Source organism: Actinoplanes ianthinogenes (genome assembly GCF_018324205.1).
Classification (GTDB): Bacteria; Actinomycetota; Actinomycetes; order Mycobacteriales; family Micromonosporaceae; genus Actinoplanes; species Actinoplanes ianthinogenes.
Genome location: NZ_AP023356.1, coordinates 140,933 through 155,869, shown reverse-complemented (window position 1 = coordinate 155,869; position 14,937 = coordinate 140,933). Strand labels below are relative to the sequence as shown.

The 14,937-nt window shown below is 72.2% G+C and carries 14 protein-coding genes; 5 read left to right on the top strand and 9 right to left on the bottom strand.

What is annotated here, in order from left to right:
• The first annotated feature begins 126 nt into the window (after positions 1-126).
• A complete protein-coding gene (locus Aiant_RS00720) occupies positions 127-1,041 on the top strand; it encodes an alpha/beta fold hydrolase (RefSeq protein ID WP_189334273.1) in 915 nt (304 codons plus the stop codon).
• Positions 1,042-1,158: 117 nt separating this feature from the next.
• On the opposite strand, the gene Aiant_RS00715 is transcribed toward Aiant_RS00720, so the two are convergent.
• The 3 genes from Aiant_RS00715 to Aiant_RS45350 form a co-directional block, all read right to left on the bottom strand.
• Entirely contained in the window at positions 1,159-2,388 is a 1,230-nt protein-coding gene (locus tag Aiant_RS00715) for a caspase, EACC1-associated type (RefSeq protein ID WP_189334108.1), read from the bottom strand.
• Positions 2,375-2,815, bottom strand: coding sequence for an effector-associated constant component EACC1 (locus tag Aiant_RS00710; protein WP_189334109.1), 441 nt, complete (start codon positions 2,813-2,815; stop codon positions 2,375-2,377). The genes Aiant_RS00715 and Aiant_RS00710 overlap by 14 nt, the downstream gene beginning before the upstream one ends.
• Before the next feature lie 232 nt (positions 2,816-3,047).
• Entirely contained in the window at positions 3,048-3,506 is a 459-nt protein-coding gene (locus Aiant_RS45350; RefSeq protein ID WP_229830885.1) for a hypothetical protein, read from the bottom strand.
• Between Aiant_RS45350 and Aiant_RS45345 the strand changes: the two genes are divergently transcribed.
• Both Aiant_RS45345 and Aiant_RS00700 read left to right on the top strand, forming a co-directional pair.
• Positions 3,499-3,900, top strand: a complete 402-nt coding sequence (locus tag Aiant_RS45345) for a CAP domain-containing protein (protein WP_229830886.1) — start codon at positions 3,499-3,501, stop codon at positions 3,898-3,900. The genes Aiant_RS45350 and Aiant_RS45345 overlap by 8 nt on opposite strands.
• A gap of 131 nt (positions 3,901-4,031) precedes the next feature.
• Complete coding sequence (locus Aiant_RS00700; protein WP_189334110.1) at positions 4,032-4,259, top strand: hypothetical protein; 228 nt, start codon at positions 4,032-4,034, stop codon at positions 4,257-4,259.
• Between the two features lie 80 nt (positions 4,260-4,339).
• Here Aiant_RS00700 and fxsT read toward each other — a convergent pair whose 3' ends face one another.
• From fxsT to Aiant_RS00670, 6 genes are all read right to left on the bottom strand, one after another.
• A complete protein-coding gene (gene fxsT, locus Aiant_RS00695; protein WP_189334111.1) occupies positions 4,340-8,194 on the bottom strand; it encodes an FxSxx-COOH system tetratricopeptide repeat protein in 3,855 nt (1,284 codons plus the stop codon).
• Positions 8,194-9,186 (bottom strand): TIR domain-containing protein, encoded by a 993-nt coding sequence (locus tag Aiant_RS00690; protein ID WP_189334112.1) that lies wholly within the window; start codon positions 9,184-9,186, stop codon positions 8,194-8,196. Before Aiant_RS00690 ends, fxsT begins: the two co-directional genes overlap by 1 nt.
• The gene (locus Aiant_RS00685; RefSeq protein ID WP_189334113.1) at positions 9,183-9,812 is read right to left on the bottom strand and encodes a TIR-like protein FxsC; all 630 of its coding nucleotides are present in this window, start codon (positions 9,810-9,812) and stop codon (positions 9,183-9,185) included. Before Aiant_RS00685 ends, Aiant_RS00690 begins: the two co-directional genes overlap by 4 nt.
• 41 nt (positions 9,813-9,853) lie before the next feature.
• Complete coding sequence (locus Aiant_RS00680; protein WP_189334114.1) at positions 9,854-12,007, bottom strand: FxsB family cyclophane-forming radical SAM/SPASM peptide maturase; 2,154 nt, start codon at positions 12,005-12,007, stop codon at positions 9,854-9,856.
• Positions 11,979-12,149: a hypothetical protein gene (locus Aiant_RS00675; protein WP_189334115.1), complete on the bottom strand. Its 171-nt coding sequence runs from the start codon at positions 12,147-12,149 to the stop codon at positions 11,979-11,981. Before Aiant_RS00675 ends, Aiant_RS00680 begins: the two co-directional genes overlap by 29 nt.
• Before the next feature lie 73 nt (positions 12,150-12,222).
• Entirely contained in the window at positions 12,223-13,206 is a 984-nt protein-coding gene (locus tag Aiant_RS00670) for a BtrH N-terminal domain-containing protein (protein WP_189334116.1), read from the bottom strand.
• Positions 13,207-13,241: 35 nt separating this feature from the next.
• On the opposite strand from Aiant_RS00670, the gene Aiant_RS00665 reads away from it, so the two are divergent.
• Together Aiant_RS00665 and Aiant_RS00660 are read left to right on the top strand one after the other, a co-directional pair.
• A complete protein-coding gene (locus Aiant_RS00665; protein WP_189334117.1) occupies positions 13,242-14,222 on the top strand; it encodes a sigma-70 family RNA polymerase sigma factor in 981 nt (326 codons plus the stop codon).
• Positions 14,179-14,937 (top strand): DUF899 domain-containing protein, encoded by a 759-nt coding sequence (locus Aiant_RS00660; RefSeq protein ID WP_189334118.1) that lies wholly within the window; start codon positions 14,179-14,181, stop codon positions 14,935-14,937. The genes Aiant_RS00665 and Aiant_RS00660 overlap by 44 nt, the downstream gene beginning before the upstream one ends.

Below are 14,937 nucleotides of genomic sequence, written 5' to 3'. Positions count from 1 at the left end.
GGCGCGCCCGGGTGCCAGGGGACTAGGCTCAAACGTCGTCAGCGCGGCTAGCGGCTACCGGTCGCCGGCGGCGATGTCGTCGGCTGCGGCCTCCGGTCGCCAGCTCCGAGGGGAAGGCGGGTGACGGTGGCCGACGCCGCGTCTGTGCCCCGGTTCGTGGCCCGCCCGTCGGACGGCCGGCGGATCGCCTTCGAGACGCTCGGCCCAGCGCACGGCTTCCCGGTCGTCCTGCTGCACGGCACGCCGGGCAGCCGGCTCGGTCCGCGCCCGCGCGGCATCGTCCTGCACCGCCTCGGCATCCGGCTGATCACCTACGACCGTCCCGGTTACGGCGACTCCGATCGGGTGCAGGGCCGCGACGTGGCGCACGCCGCCCAGGACGTCCGCGCCATCGCCGAGGAGCTGGACCTGGACCGGTTCGCCGTGGTCGGCCGCTCCGGCGGCGGCCCGCACGCGCTGGCCTGCGCCGCCGACGGCGAGCTGCGTGACCGGATCACCCGGGTCGCGGTCCTGGTCAGCCTGGCCCCGGCCGGCGCACCCGGCTGGTTCGACGGGATGAACGATGACAATCGCGAACAGATGGGCCGCGTCCTGACCGACCCGGTCGAGCTGGAGTCCGAGATCCGCCGCCGGGCCTCCGGCATCCGCACCGACCCGGACTACCTGCTGGGCCTGCTGGCCGAGCAGATGACCATCGCCGACCAGCGCGTGGTCAGCGACGCCGCCCTGCGCCGCCAACTCCGCCTGTCCTACCGCGATGCGATCAAGAACGGACCCTACGGCTGGATCGACGACCTCCTGGCCCTGCGCCGCGATTGGAAGGTCGACCTGCGCGCGATCATCGCCCCGGTCCGGGTCTGGCACGGCGGCGAGGACACCTTCGCCCCGGCCGTCCACTCGGAATACCTGGCCGGCCAGATCGGCACCGCCGAGCTGCACGTCCGGCCCGGCGCCGCCCACTTCGACGCCATGCCCGAACTGCCTCGCACCCTGCGCTGGCTCGCCGGCCGCTCCCCACTGCCCAGCCTCGCCACCCCCTGAGCTTGTCGTTCCACCAGTTCGGCGGCTCCTGGCGCTCTCCTCGTGATTCGGTGCGCCGGTTGCCGATGTGAGTCCGCTGTTCAAGCGCCCTGCCACCATTGCCCGGTGTTGCGCAGCTCAGTCCTCTCGCAGGTGGCGTTCCTTCAGCTCCCGCAGTTCCTGTTCCGCGGCCCGCCGGGCGGCCAGCAGTTCCCTCTCGTAGGCGAGACGCTCGGTGGCCTCGAAGATCACACAACGGATGAGCCTCGGCGTGCCCGACTTTTCGCGGACGAGGGCCATGTTGACGAGAACCGGCACGTTCGAACCGTCGGCCCGCACCATCGTGTACGCGATCTCCCGCAAGTGGCCCTGCATACTCAGCAGCGGAGCGGAATGCGTCTCGACAAAGATCCGCCCGCCGGCTGACAGCAGGTCCGTGAACGTGCGGTACCCGACCAGCTCGTCGCGGCGAAAGCCGGTCCAGGTCAAGAAGGTCCCGTTGACCTCGACGATCGTCCAGTCCGGGAGCAGGGTCAGGTAACCGCACGGAGCGTCGTCGAAGAAGTTCTCCGGCTCCTCGCTCCAGGGTGGCCGGAGCGCCGGTTCGAGGTTCTCCGGGACACCGGTCACGGCCCGGTTCACCGCGAGCACCAGCTGCGCCGCCGTCCCGTGGCTGAACTGTTCCGGGCGCGGCAGATTCTCCGCCGCCATGACAGTCACCAGCCTGCGGTGGATGACCTCCAGCGATAGTTCCGCCGGACCGTGCGGAATCCCGTCGCGGAGCACATCGAGCAGCCGCCCGGTGAAGGCGGTGTGGTTCTCTCCCGGCAGCACGACCGACGTCTGGTTGCCGGTCGCCGAGGTAAGCGTGAACCGGCCGGCCACGTCGATGGTGCCCCGGACCACGCTCTCCTGGTCGCCGAGCCAGCCGGTCTCCGCCCGACCCGAATAGCAGCAGTCGAGGATCAACACCTTGTTGGCGGCACCGCTGGTGCGGATGACCTCGTTCAGCACGGCCACGTTGATCGCCGTGAAGCCGAGGTTGGCCGGGTCGGTGCCCGGGACGGCGAGGAAGAGGTCGTGCCGCCGGGGATCGAGGCAGCCGTGCCCGGAGTAGTAGATCAGCAGCAGGTCCTCGGCGGCGTCGGCCGCGCTTTTCACCCGGCCGCCCAGGCGGCTGATGTCGGCCTCGTCGAGCAGGGCAGTGCAGTTGCGCGCGGGCACCAGGCCGTCGACCGGATCCGTCAGGAGTGCGCCGAGATCGATGACGTTGTTCTGGATGACCGGATGGTCGGGTAGCCGTGGATCGTCGAACCGGCTGGTCCCGATGAGTACCACCCGGGACCGGCCCGGATCAGGGCGGCCCACCGGCGCCGTCTTCGTCGTCCGCGAGAATGCCGCGCAGGAGCGCCTCGACGTCACGGACGCGTTTGGCGTCCACCTCGACGGTGCGGCCACCCTTGCGCGTGATCTTCACCCGCAGGTCGGCTCCGCGCGGCTGCGCGAACCACGCCCGCAGCGCTGAGGCCAGCACCGCCACGGCACCGCCACCGCCGACCGCCACCTGCACGGCGTCCATCAGCCCGCCGAGTTCGCCACTGGGGACCACTCGCAGCATCGGCTCGACCCTGCCGCGCAGGGCCGGTTCATGGTCCAGCCAGTCGAGCAACGATTGCAGCTCCTGCGCTCCGCCCTGGCCGCCGACAATCTCCAAACGAACATCCACCCGAATGTCTCCCGTCGGAGCAGTTCTGCGGATGCTACCGGAAATAGAAATGATCAACGGTCGCGTCATCCGCTTGCCCCGAACTCCATTCATCCGGGCGACACAGCGTCCGCTGACCCGCCGTCGATCCCGGCTTGTGCGCGGCCCGCGGCGCGTCGCAGGACAGGATGGCGTGCGTTGATCGGCTCCGTCGTCGCCCTTCGCCCCCGGAGGCGAGGCGCCGACCCTTTGGATTCGATGGGGTGATCTTTAAATATTCCTTAGCGATGCGGGCGGCGGGTCGGAGGTCGAGCAGAGTCGATCACGCCAACCGTCGCCCACCGTTGAGGAACGCCGTGCCCACGCGCCACCGCAAGCCCACCCGGACCCGCAAACTCGTGCTCGCCACGGTCGCCGTGGGGGTGCTCGGAGCCGGCGCAGCCGGGATCGCCTCGGCACAGACGATGCCTCCCCGGCCGCAGGCCACCGGGGGCAGCACGGTCCGCCTGGGCGACGCCACCCGGGTGACCGGACCCGCCGCCACCCGCCGGCCACACCGGCCGCGGCCCAGCGCGACCCCGACTTCCGCGGCACCGGCCACCACGGCCCCGAGCAGCACCGCCCCGAGCAGCACCGCCCCGAGCACCACCGCACCGGGCACCACCGCCCCAACCACGGCGCCCACCAGCGACGCGCCGACGACGCCAACGACCGCGCCCACCACCGCCCCGGCGCCGACCACGGCCCCGCCCGCGGACTCAGTGATCAACGCGGTGCTCACGCACATCAACGCGGCGCGCACGGCGAACGGCGTGGCCACGCTGACCCTCAGCCCGCAGCTGTCCACCGCGTCCGAGGCGCACAACGCCCTGATGGTCGGCGGTTGCGGCCTGTCCCACCAGTGCGCCGGCGAGGCCGGCCTGGGCGAGCGGTTCACCGCGGCCGGCGTCTCGTGGACCGCGGCCGGCGAGAACATCGGCCAGGGCAATGCGAGCAACACCCCGGCCTCGATCACTGAGGCCGCGAACGGGCTGACCGACCTGATGCTCGCCGAGGTGGCGCCGAACGACGGCCACCGCAGGAACCTGCTCAACCCGGCATTCAAGCGGATCGGCCTGGCGGTGACCCGGGGCAGCGACGGACGGGTCTGGTTCACCCAGGATTTCGTCAACTGACCTTCGGAGGCGTCATGGTGACCCGCGGAGACCCGAGTCCGCAGGCCGCCCAGGTGCGAGGCGACCGGCAGCGCCCTCCGACGCCGGCGTCCTGGGAGTGTTTTTGCCCGGTACGTGGGTAACCGCCGGTCATGGCAGACGAAACTGTGACCCAGGTTCGGGAGACCGCCGCCGCCTACGCCGAGGCGGTCCGCCAGACGCAACGCTTCTTCGAGCGCATCGAGGACACCGCCGACCCCTCGGTGCTGGTGGAGTACGCCAACCTGGTGCGCCAGGAGGAGAGCGCACGAGCCGCTCGGGTGGCCGCGCTGACCGAGGCCGGACTACGGGCCGGCAGTTTCGACGCCAGCGACGTTTGAGGCGGCCGGCAGTTCCTCGCACAGCGACGCCGCCGGGTAGCCGTCGCGACGGTCCAGCTTGGTCAACGGCTCCCAGTGGGTCAGTAGGTGTGCGGGTCCAGGACGCGGTAGACGAAGCGGCGCCGCTGCAGGGAGCGGACCGACGGATGGTCGGAGCCGACCCGCTCGGCCAGCCGGTGCAGGAACGGCAGGTGGTCGGTGCCGCGGACCAGGGCCAGGTTCGCCTGGCTCAGGGCGGTGTCCGGGTGGGTGCCGCCGAGTGCCACCACGATCCGGTCCGCCGTGGCGGTCAGCAGCTCCCGGCCGCCCTCCCGGTCGCCGGACTCGATCAGGAAGACGGCGAGGTTGTTCTCCGCCGCCATCGTCGACGGGTGCGCCGGGCCCAGCTTGGCGCGCAACTCCTCCACGGTGGCCGCCGCGATCGGCAGCGCCAGTTCGACCGCGCCCGCCTCGCCGAGTGCCACGGCCAGGTTGACCCGGCCGACCAGGACGTACGGGTGCCGGTCCGCCCCGAATCGGCGTACCAAAAGCTCCTCGGTCTTCTCGAACTCGGCCCGGGCCGCCGCGAAATCGTCGGTGAGCAGCATGTTCGCGGCCCGGCTCAGCCGGGTCAGCAGGGTTTCCGGGCCGTCCGGGCCGAGGATCGTGGTGAGCCGCTCGTAGGCCTCGTCGAGCAGCTCGCGGGCCTCGTCGAGGTGGCCGGCGCAGCGCAGCGACACCGCCAGGTTGGCCTGCACGGCCAGGGCGTCGCGGGAGTGCTGCCCGTACAGTTTCTCGAAGCCGAGCCGGACCTCGCGCAGCCGGTCCGCCGACTCGCCGTAAGCACCGGCTTCCCGCAGATCACGACCCAGGTTGTTGCCGGCGAGCAGGGTGCGCTGGTGGTCCTCGCCGAGCACCTGCGCCATCCGCTGGTGGGTGGTCCGGTCCATCTCCAGCGCCCGGCGGAAGTCGCCGATCAGCCGGTACGACGTGCCCAGGTTGTTGGCGAACGCGAGGGTACGCCGGTTGTCCTCGCCGAACCGCTCGGCCGACAGCCGGTGCGTGCGCAGGTCGCGTTCGAGGGCCTCCTGGTAGTAGCCGAGCGCGCGCAGGTCGGCGCCGTAGCTGCCGGCGGTGAACAGCGTGAACGGATGGTCCTCGCCGATCAGCCGCTCCTGCGCCTCCAGAGTCTCCCGGTCCAGGTCCCGGGCCCGCTCGAACTCGCCGAGGCTGCGCAGCAGGTTGCCGCGGTGGAACCGCAGGTGCAGCAGCCGGACCACCAGCGGGTGCCGGTCCGGGTCGTCGTCCGGCAGCGCGGCGAGCCGGTCGGACCACGCCTGGTCGGCCCGGACGGCGTACTCCAGGCCCTGCCGGAAGCTGCCGACCAGGTAGATGTAGCGGACCCGGTCGATCACCAGCTGGCGTACGTCGTCGTCCGGGCACCCCTCCGGCCGGGACCCGTCCAGGTGCCCCCAGAGCAGCCGGAACCTCTCCCACAGCGCCGGGTCCTCGACCTCCCCGGACGGCCGCGCCCGGGCCAGCACCCGGTGCACCGAGTGCCGCGTCTCGGCGAGCTGGTCCGCGGTCATCCGGTCGCGCAGCGCGCCCTGCAACAGCCGGTGCACGGTCACCCGCTGGTGTTCCGGCTCCAGTTTGACCAGCGACAGCCGGTTGATCTGCTGCATCAGCGCGGAGGTGATGTCGTGCTCGGACATCCGGTCGGCGAGCTGTCGCGCCACCGCCGGGTCGTGCCGGGCGATGACCCGGGCCACCTCCTCGCTGTACAGCAGGCTCAGCGAGATCTCCGGCTGGAGCATCGAGGCGAGCTGGAGCAGCTGATAGGCGCCCGGGGAGGTGCCCCGCAACCGGTCCAGGATGACGTCCCACACGCCGGTGGCGTCGTGCCGGACCGTGCCGGCACTCTCCAGCCCGGCCAGGTACGCCTCGGCGGACCGGCCGGTGTCGTGCAGCCAGGCGGCCGCGAGGACGACCAGGATCGGCAGGTCGCCGACCGCGTCCGCGACCCGGTCGGCGTCACCGCGGCTCAGCGTCTGCGGGCCGACCCGGAACCGCAGGTGCTGGATGCTCTCGGCGCGGGTGAACGCGTCCAGGTCGAGCACGTTCGCGAAGTCGCCCCACTCGGCGTTACGCGTGGTGACCAGCAGGTGCCCGTTGCCGCGGGGCAGGTACCGCTCGATCTCGGCGTACCGGTCGGCGTTGTCGAAGATCAGCAGCCAGCGCAGCGGAGTGCCCTCGCGGGTGCCGCCCCGGCTGAGCCGGCGCACCACCACGCCGGCACTGTCGTCGACCGTGGCCCGGCGCGGGTAGTTCAGCTCGGCGCCCAGGTCGGCGATGAACGTGTCGACGAACTGCGGCGGGTCGGCGGGCACCCACCAGATCACGTCGTACGCGCCCTGGAAGCGGTGCGCGTACTCGATGGCCAGCTGCGACTTGCCGACGCCCGCCCCGCCGACCAGCGCCACCGGGGTGCCGGCCGAGCGCTTCAGCGCGTCGCGGACCCGGCGCAGCTCCCGGTCCCGGCCGGTGAACCGCGGATTCTTGACCGGGACCTTGAACACCTCCGGCAGCTCGCCGGGGAAGCGCGGCAGCGTGGCGTGCCAGTCGGCGGCACCGCGCTCGTCCGCGCCGACCAGCCGCAACGCACGCTCGATCGCGGACTTGGCGGAGTGCCCGTGCAGCGAGTCCCACGCCTCGAAGTCGTCGTGCGACGGGGTGGCGTCGCCGACGCAGAGCGCCACCGCGGACCGGTCGCCGGTGCCCCGGTAGTCACCGGAGTAGAGCACCACCTCGCGGGCGCCCGGGTCGGACGGGAAGGCGCCGCCGTCGAGCACCCGCAGCCGGGCCGCGGCGTAGACGGCCAGCAGCCACTCGGCCCAGACCTGGTCGGCCGCGGCGTAGCGCAGCACCAGGGTCTCCTCGATCAGGGCGGGTTTGCGCTCGAAGCGGGACACCACCTGCCGGCGCAGCGCCGGGTCGAGCTGCGGCAGCCGGGTGACCCGGCCGTCGGTGATGTAACCGGTCAGCCGCTCGTAGGAGGAGAGCAGGCTGGCCGGGTTGCCGGGCTCGTCACCGAAGGTCGCGAGGGTTTCCTCGTACGCGTAGTAGGTCCGGTACGGGACCTCCACCTCGTACCAGTAATTGCGTCTCTCGTCCTCGGTCATCCCGGCGGGAAGCCGCGGGAAACGGTGCTTGGCCAGGGTCCGGCCGGCGTCCGCCTTGGACTGCTCGCCGTGGTCGACCCGCATCGGCACCGGCAGGATCCGCCGGGTGCGCTCGTCGTCGTAGGTGCGGATCTGCGCGGCCACCGACGCGCCGCCGTCGATGCCCTGGTCGCTGAGCGTGAAGCAGTCGACGATCACGTCCGGCAGGTGGATCGTGCAGATGTCGGCCACGTCGCTCAGGCCGGTCCGCGAGTCCAGCAGGGTGTAGTCGTAGCGGCTCTTCATGTCCTCGCGCAGCGCGTCGAAGAAGAGCGAGCCGCCCAGCCGGTTATAGAAGTCCTCCCAGTTCAGGCCGGCCAGGCTCGCTTCGTACTCGAGGCTGGAGTGCCCGGCCAGCAGCAGGTCCAGCGAGCCGCCGCTGGGGAACGTCCAGTTGATCGAGAAGGCGTACCGTTCGGCGCGGGCGTACTCCCGGTACCAGTCGTCGGGGCGGTCGGCGGCCGGCACCCCGTTGCCGCCCTCGTCGCGCGGCAGCGTCGCCCACTGGTACTCGGTGATCAGCCCGATCACGCCGCGGGTGGTGGTCACCTGTTCCGGGGTGAGGAACGGGGCGAAGAACCGGTGCAGGCCGGGCGACTCCAGGTCCCAGTCGGCGGCGAGCACCCGGTGCCCGTTGGCGGCCAGGATCCAGGCCACGTTGGCCAGTGCCATGGTCCGCCCGGTCCCACCCTTGTACGAGTAGAACGTGACGATCCGGCCTTCGCGATCCACCATTACCCCCGCTTGTCGTTGTTCCGGCGCAGGCTGGGCCGGGGTGTGCCGGGTGCGGTGACCACCGGCCCGTACCGCAGGTAGAGCTTGCGGGCCTCGGTGACCAGCAGCGGAGCGTTGCGCTCGAAGTCGGCCGGCGCTCGCACCGGCCGCACCTCGGGGAGCCCGGCGGACCGCAGAATACCGGTGATCGCGCCGGTCGCCGCCGAGGCGCTCGCGAGCACCACCGGGATCACCCAGCGGGGCAGCCCGGCGATCGTGCTCCGCAGCGTCTCCGGGCCGGTGCCGCCGTCGATCAGCAGCACGCACGGGCGGCGGGCGGACTGCTGGACGGGCTGGATCCGGGCCGGCACGCCGAGCCGCTCGGCCACCTCGATCAGCTGCTCGCCGACCTCCGCCGCGACGCCGAGCAGCGCGACGACCAGGGCCGGCTCGCCGGTGTCGACCGGTCGCGGGTCCAGCAGCCCGGCCGCCGACGGCCGCAGCGGCGACTCCCGGACCACCCGGACGATCCGGTCGGCGAACGCGGCCACCAGCGCGCGGTAGGAGTCCTGGTAGATGCTGAGCATGCAGAGCGCGCGCAGCCCGTTCTCGGTGTAGTCGGTGTTCTTGCCGACGGTCGTGAACGCCTCGTCGACCTCGGTGCGGTGCTCCCACGGCGGCAGCGGCGTCCACACCACCGGGACGACGTGCCGCGCCGCCTCGGCCGGCCCGAGCCGCCGCAGCCGATGCTTGAACGACGCCAGCTCGGCGGTCGCCCAGGAGTTCCCGAAATACTGCGGCGAATACAGCGGGACGAACACCTGCGCGGCGCCGATCGCGTCGCTGAGCTGCTGTTTCCGGTCCCGCGCCGGATCGAGCAGCCCGTCGTAGAAGCCGTCGTCGCCGACCGCGGCGCTGAGATCGCCGAAGAACCGGCTCACCCACGGGTCGGAATCCGGGCGGGCGAGCCCGGCCACCCGGACCGCGTGCGCGTGACTCACGAAGAAGATCACGGGGTGCCCTCCCCGAAGTCGACATCCTCGGCTGCCTCGACATGGTGGGTGCCGTAGGCAAGCGCGATCCGCTGGGCCAGCCGCCAGACCACCGTGTTGAACGCCTCCCGGCCCTGCTCACCCGTCTGCAGGAGGCCGTAGAGACCCTCGTCCTCATACGACTGTGCCAGCTGCGCCGGCACGTTCGCCGGTTTGAAGAACTGCACGGCCCGGACCTCCGCCGGCAGTGACGGCAGGTCGACCGGGATCCAGTGCACCGGGATCACCGGCACCGCGCCCGGCGTCGGGTGCGTCCCGGGCATCGGGTGGTGGGGCCGCCGGTGGAACGCCTGCCACTCCAGGGCGCACCACCGGCTGGTCACGTAGCTCGGCGAGAGGAGCGGGACCAGCACCTGGCAGTGGCCGATCGCGTAGCCCAGCTCGGCCGACCAGCGCTGCCCGCCGTCCATGTCGGTGTCCATGAACCCGGCCGCGGCACCGACCGGGAGCCCGACCAGCTCGTAGATGTGCTCGGACAGCGTCGCGTAGAACTCCTCGACCGGGTCGAGCTCGTGCTCGGTCCGCCGGCGGCGGCGCGGGCGGTGCGCGTAGCTGATGAAGAACACCGGCTCGCGGGTCGACGTCACGATCCGCCTCCCCAGCTCGGCGTGGAGATCCACCATAGCCGTTACCAGCCATCCACAGTGGTGCGCATGGCGGCGGCGAACCGGGTCCCGGCCGGGGTCAGGAAGGTCCCGCCGAGCAGGGCGTCGAGCGCCGGGTCGAGCCAGCCGCGGATCCGCGCGTAGTGCGGGCCGCCGCGCCGGCGCCAGACGTCGGCGACGGCCAGGAACGCGTAGACGCCCTGGAGCACGCCCTCGATCGGGCGCGGGTCGTCACGCCACGGGACGGTGATCCGGGTCGGGTCGCGCGGGTCGAACATCGGGCAGGCGTCCAGGACCGCGCCGAGTTTGAGGTGCTGCACCTCGTGGACCAGCAGCACCGCGAGCGCGTCCGGTTCCTCCGGGGTGGCGGCGACCGCGCCGAAGGCGATCCGCGCCGATCCGGCCCGCTGCCTGCCGGTGCCGTCCGGGGCGAGCGGGACGATCGCGCGCAGGGTGGCGGCGATCCCCGGCAGGTACTCCGGCGCGTCGGTGGCCAGGCTGGTCAGCGCGCCTTCCAGGCGGCGTTGCCAGGCCGCGGCCGCGGCGTCGTCGAGCCGGCCGGCCAGGGCCAGGCCGTTCTCCCGCAGCGGATCGCTGTCCTCCAGCGTCACCTCGATGCCATGACCGATCGAGATCCGGCGCGCCGGCAGCCAATCGGCGGGCGGTTCCTGGAGGCTGACCGTCACCTCTCCGACCCGGAATCCGCCGGCGAAGGTGCGGACCGTGCCGCCTTCCTCCCGGCGCAGGGCGCCGAGAGTCGGCAGGAAGAGCAGACCGTCGCGGCTTTCGGCCGCCAGCTCGATCTCGGCCCCGGCGCGGATCGCGGCCGCCAGAGCCACATTCTTGAGGTACGCCGTGCCGCCGCGTCGCACGAACGGATGCGTGAGCACCTCCCGCACGGCGTCCGGCGCCGTTTCGTCGAGCCGGGCCAGCTCCGCCCATCCCGGCGGGTCCGACCTGCCCAGCGTCACGATCCGCGCCCGGGTGATCGCCTCGTGGATCGGCGCGAGCTGCGCCACCGCCGCCACGCCGCCCGCCCCGCTCGCCAGGTCGTCGCGCACCCAGGCGGCCAGCCCGTCCCGGTCGTCCATGTAGTCGATCAGTTCCTTCAGGTCGGCGCAGTAGACCGACGGGTTGTCGAACCCGTTCGCGCTGCGGAACCGGTGCGTGAACTGGCCGCCGCCGCACCGGTCGACCACCACGCACGCCCGGCAGGTGGCGCTCAGCCCCGCCCGCCCGGTCTGCCGGATCGCGATCATCGGGTGCGCCGCCACGTCGTCGACGGCCGAGGTGAAGACGTCCAGCCCGGTCGCGGCGGCTCCGTCATAGGTCACCTTCAGCGAGTCGACCTGCTCGTAGGAGCCGTCCGTCTCGACCACCACGAGGTCGGCCGGCCCGAGCCCGACCGCCTCGGCCCTGACCTCGCCCGGGAACAGCAGCGCGTCGAACAGGCGGATCGGCACCTTGCGGCCGTCCTCGGTCCAGACCCGAAAAACCGCCGACAACCATTTCCCGTACGACCTGAGCGCGTCCCGCGGCGGCGGGGTCTCCCAGGTCGCGTGCGGCAGCAGGAAGTCGATCCGCGGCGGCTCCTCGGCCAGCAGCGCCCGGTAGACGCCGATCGGATCGTTGCGCAGATCGATGGTGCACAACAGCCCCGCATAGCATTCCCGGTTCTCCGGCGCGCGCAGCAGCGTCAGGGCCCTCCGCACGTGGTGATGGCTGCCGCCGCCGTGCGCGAACCGCCGATGCCGGTCGTGGGCGAGCAGGTCCCCGTCGAGCGACACGCCCACCCGGATCCGGTGCCGCCGGACGACCGCGCAGATCTCCTCGGTGAGCAGCACCCCGTTCGTCTGCATCCGCAGGTCGAGAACGGGACCGACGGTCTCGTGCAGCTCAGCGGCGATCTCGTCGAGGCGGCGGGCGCCGGCCAGCAGCGGCTCCCCGCCGTGCAGGACCACCCGCACCGCGCTCAGCTCGTGCTGTCCCGCGTGCTCGGCGATCCGCCGGGCCACCGTGCGCACCACGGCCTGGTCCATCAGCGGCGGTTGCCGGCGCCAGCCCTGGTCGGCGTGCTCGTAGACGTAGCAGTAGTCGCACTTCAGGTCGCAGCGACTGGCGATCTTCAGAACGTATTGGCTGATCGGGCTAGATGGAGGAGCCGAAGAGCGCCGCATCGATCCGGCCGTGATCCGCCTCCTCCCGCCGCTCGGCTGCGGCCACCCGCGCGGCCCGCTCGGGGTCGATGCTGCCCAGCGGCGTGCGGCGAAGGTCCTCCCATGGTGGAAGCTCCTGGCGTCGGTCCTCGATGAGATCCACGTACTGCCCCCAGCAGTCTCGGCGACGACAGCCCCAACAATAGAAGCCCCTCGACCTCTTGTCAGGCTCTGCGTCAGCCGATCTGGGCGAGGATCTCCATGGCGGCGCGCTCGCGCCGGGCGAGGTCGGCGAGCAGCGCCGAGGCCTCGGCCAGGTGCGCCGGGTCGAGCGTCTCGCCGGCGGCGGTCAGCCGGCCGGCCACCTCGGTCCACAGGGGCGCGATCTCGGCGTAAAGGTGCCGGCCGCGGCGCAGGTGGTCGTCGTCGACCAGGGTGGCGGCCTCGGTGAGGAAGTCGCGGTACATGGCCCGGAACAGGCTGCCGCCGGTGCCACCGCGCTCCATCAGCGTCGCGGCCGTCGGCAGGTCCCGGGCCGGGTCGGTGGACCGCTCGAACCACTTCGTGACCTGGACGGACGCCTTGGCGATGCCGCGGTGGCCGAGGTTCGCGATCGGCGGGTGGAGGAAGGTGTGCGCGTTGTTCCGGATCGCCGCCCGGATCGCGGTTGCCAGGTCGGGCCGGCCGGGCGGGACGGTGACGGTGAACGAGAGGTTCCTCGCGGTCATCGGGCCGCGGGCGCCGCGGGCCAGCTCCAGGCTCTTCAGCGAGGTGGTGACGGCGCCGCCCTGCTGGCCGGTGTCGATCAGGTAGGCCCGGGTGTCGTCGTAGCCGTACACGGCGACGACGTGGCCGCCGAAGTGGACCTTGGTGGTGAAGTAGTCCAGGTGGTAGCAGTCGAGCTGGAGGCCGACCGGCTGCCCCGCGTCGAGCGCGTCCGCCACGGTGCGCCAGGCCTTGCCGGGCGAGGTGGTCTCGGCGATCCGCAGGCCGAGCCCGAGCCGGGCGGCGGCGGTGCGGGTGACCTCCATCGGCTTGGACCGGCCGCCGAGGAACGGGAGGTCCATGGTCTTGGCGTCCCAGTAGACGAAGCCGAGACCCTCGCCGAGCCCGAACAGCATCGGCTCGGACAGCGCCAGCCCGGCGTGGCCGAGCAGCGCACCGAGCGCGGTGGTCTCGCAGTGCCGCCCGTCCGGGAAGGTCACGCCGTCGACGATCATCGTCCCCAGGGTAGCGGTCCGGATAGGATCGGCCCATGACCGTGGTGCCGGACAGCTTCGCCGAGCTGCGACCCGACCTGGTCAGGTTTTGCTACCGGATGCTGGGGTCGGCGTTCGAGGCCGACGACGCGGCGCAGGAGACGATGCTGCGGGCGTGGCGGCGGGCCGGCAGCTTCGAGGGGCGCTCCTCCGTGCGTACCTGGATCTATCGGATCGCGACCAACGTCTGCCTCGACCTCTTGCGCGAACGCGGTCGTCGCGCGGTCCCGATCGATCTCGGACCGGCCTCGCCGGTCGACGGTTTCTCCCCGGCCGAGCCGGCGGGGCAGCTGTGGCTCACCCCGCTGCCCACCGATCCGGGCGACGTGGTCGCCGACCGGGAGTCCATCCGGCTCGCCTTCGTCGCCGCGCTGCAACACCTGCCGGCGCGGCAGCGGGCCGTGCTGATCCTGCGCGACGTGCTCGCCTGGCCGGCCGCCGAGGTCGCCGCCCTGCTCGACGCCAGCACCGGCGCGGTCAACGCGATGCTGCTGCGGGCCCGGGCCACGCTGGCCACCCGCGACCTCGGCGAGGCGGAGCTGTCCGGCGACGAGCAGGACCTGGTCGCCCGTTACGCCGACGCCTTCCAGCGGTACGACGTGGACACCCTGGTCACGTTGCTGCACGAGGACGCGGTGCAGACCATGCCGCCGATCGCGGCCTGGATCCGCGGCGCCGCCGAGATGGGCCGGTTCATGCTCGGCCCGGGCCATGGCTGCCGCGGCTCGCGACTGATCCGGATCACCGGGAACGCGATGCCGGGGCACGGGCACTACCGATGGCACGGCGACCGGTGGCTGCCCTGGGCGATCCAGCTCGTCGACGTGCGCGGCGACCGGATCGCCGGCCTGCACAACTTCCTGGACACCCGGCTCTTCGAGGTTTTCCGGCTGCCGGCCGTATTATTTCCGCCGCCCGGAACGTCCAACCGGTATGACGACCAACAACAACCTTCCGGAGATCGTGTCCCGCGATGAGTGGACGGCCGCCCGGCGCGCGCTGCTGGCCAGCGAGAAAGAGGCGGTGCGGGCGAAGGACGCGCTGAACACCCGGCGCCGTGAGCTGCCGATGGTGCGGATCGACAAGGAGTACACCTTCGACGGGCCGGACGGTCCGCGCACCCTGCCCGAGCTGTTCGACGGGCGGCGGCAGCTGATCGTGCAGCACTTCATGTTCGACCCGTCGTGGGAGGACGGGTGCGGCAGCTGCACCGCGGCGCTCGACGAGGTCAACGACGGGCTGCTGCGGCACCTGGCGGCGCGCGAGACGTCGTACGCGGTGATCGCCCGTGCCCGGCTCGCCACCCTGGAGAAGTACCGCGCCAAGCGGGGCTGGACCATCCCGATGTACTCGTCCTTCGGCTCGGACTTCAACTACGACTTCCACGTGACCATCGACGCGTCGGTGACCCCGGTCGAGTTCAACTTCCGCACCGCGGACGAGCTGCGGGCCGCCGGGATGGAGTGGCTGCTCGACCCGGCCCGGCAGCCGATGGAGCAGCCCGGGATGAGCTGCTTCCTGCGCGACGGCGACCAGGTGTTCCACACGTACTCGACGTTCGCCCGCGGCACCGAGCAGACCGGCGGGTCGTACGGCTTCCTCGACATGACCGCGCTCGGCCGCCAGGAGGAGTGGGAGGAGCCGAAGGGCCGCTCCGGCGCCACCCGCGGCGCGGTGCCGAACTTCGACTGA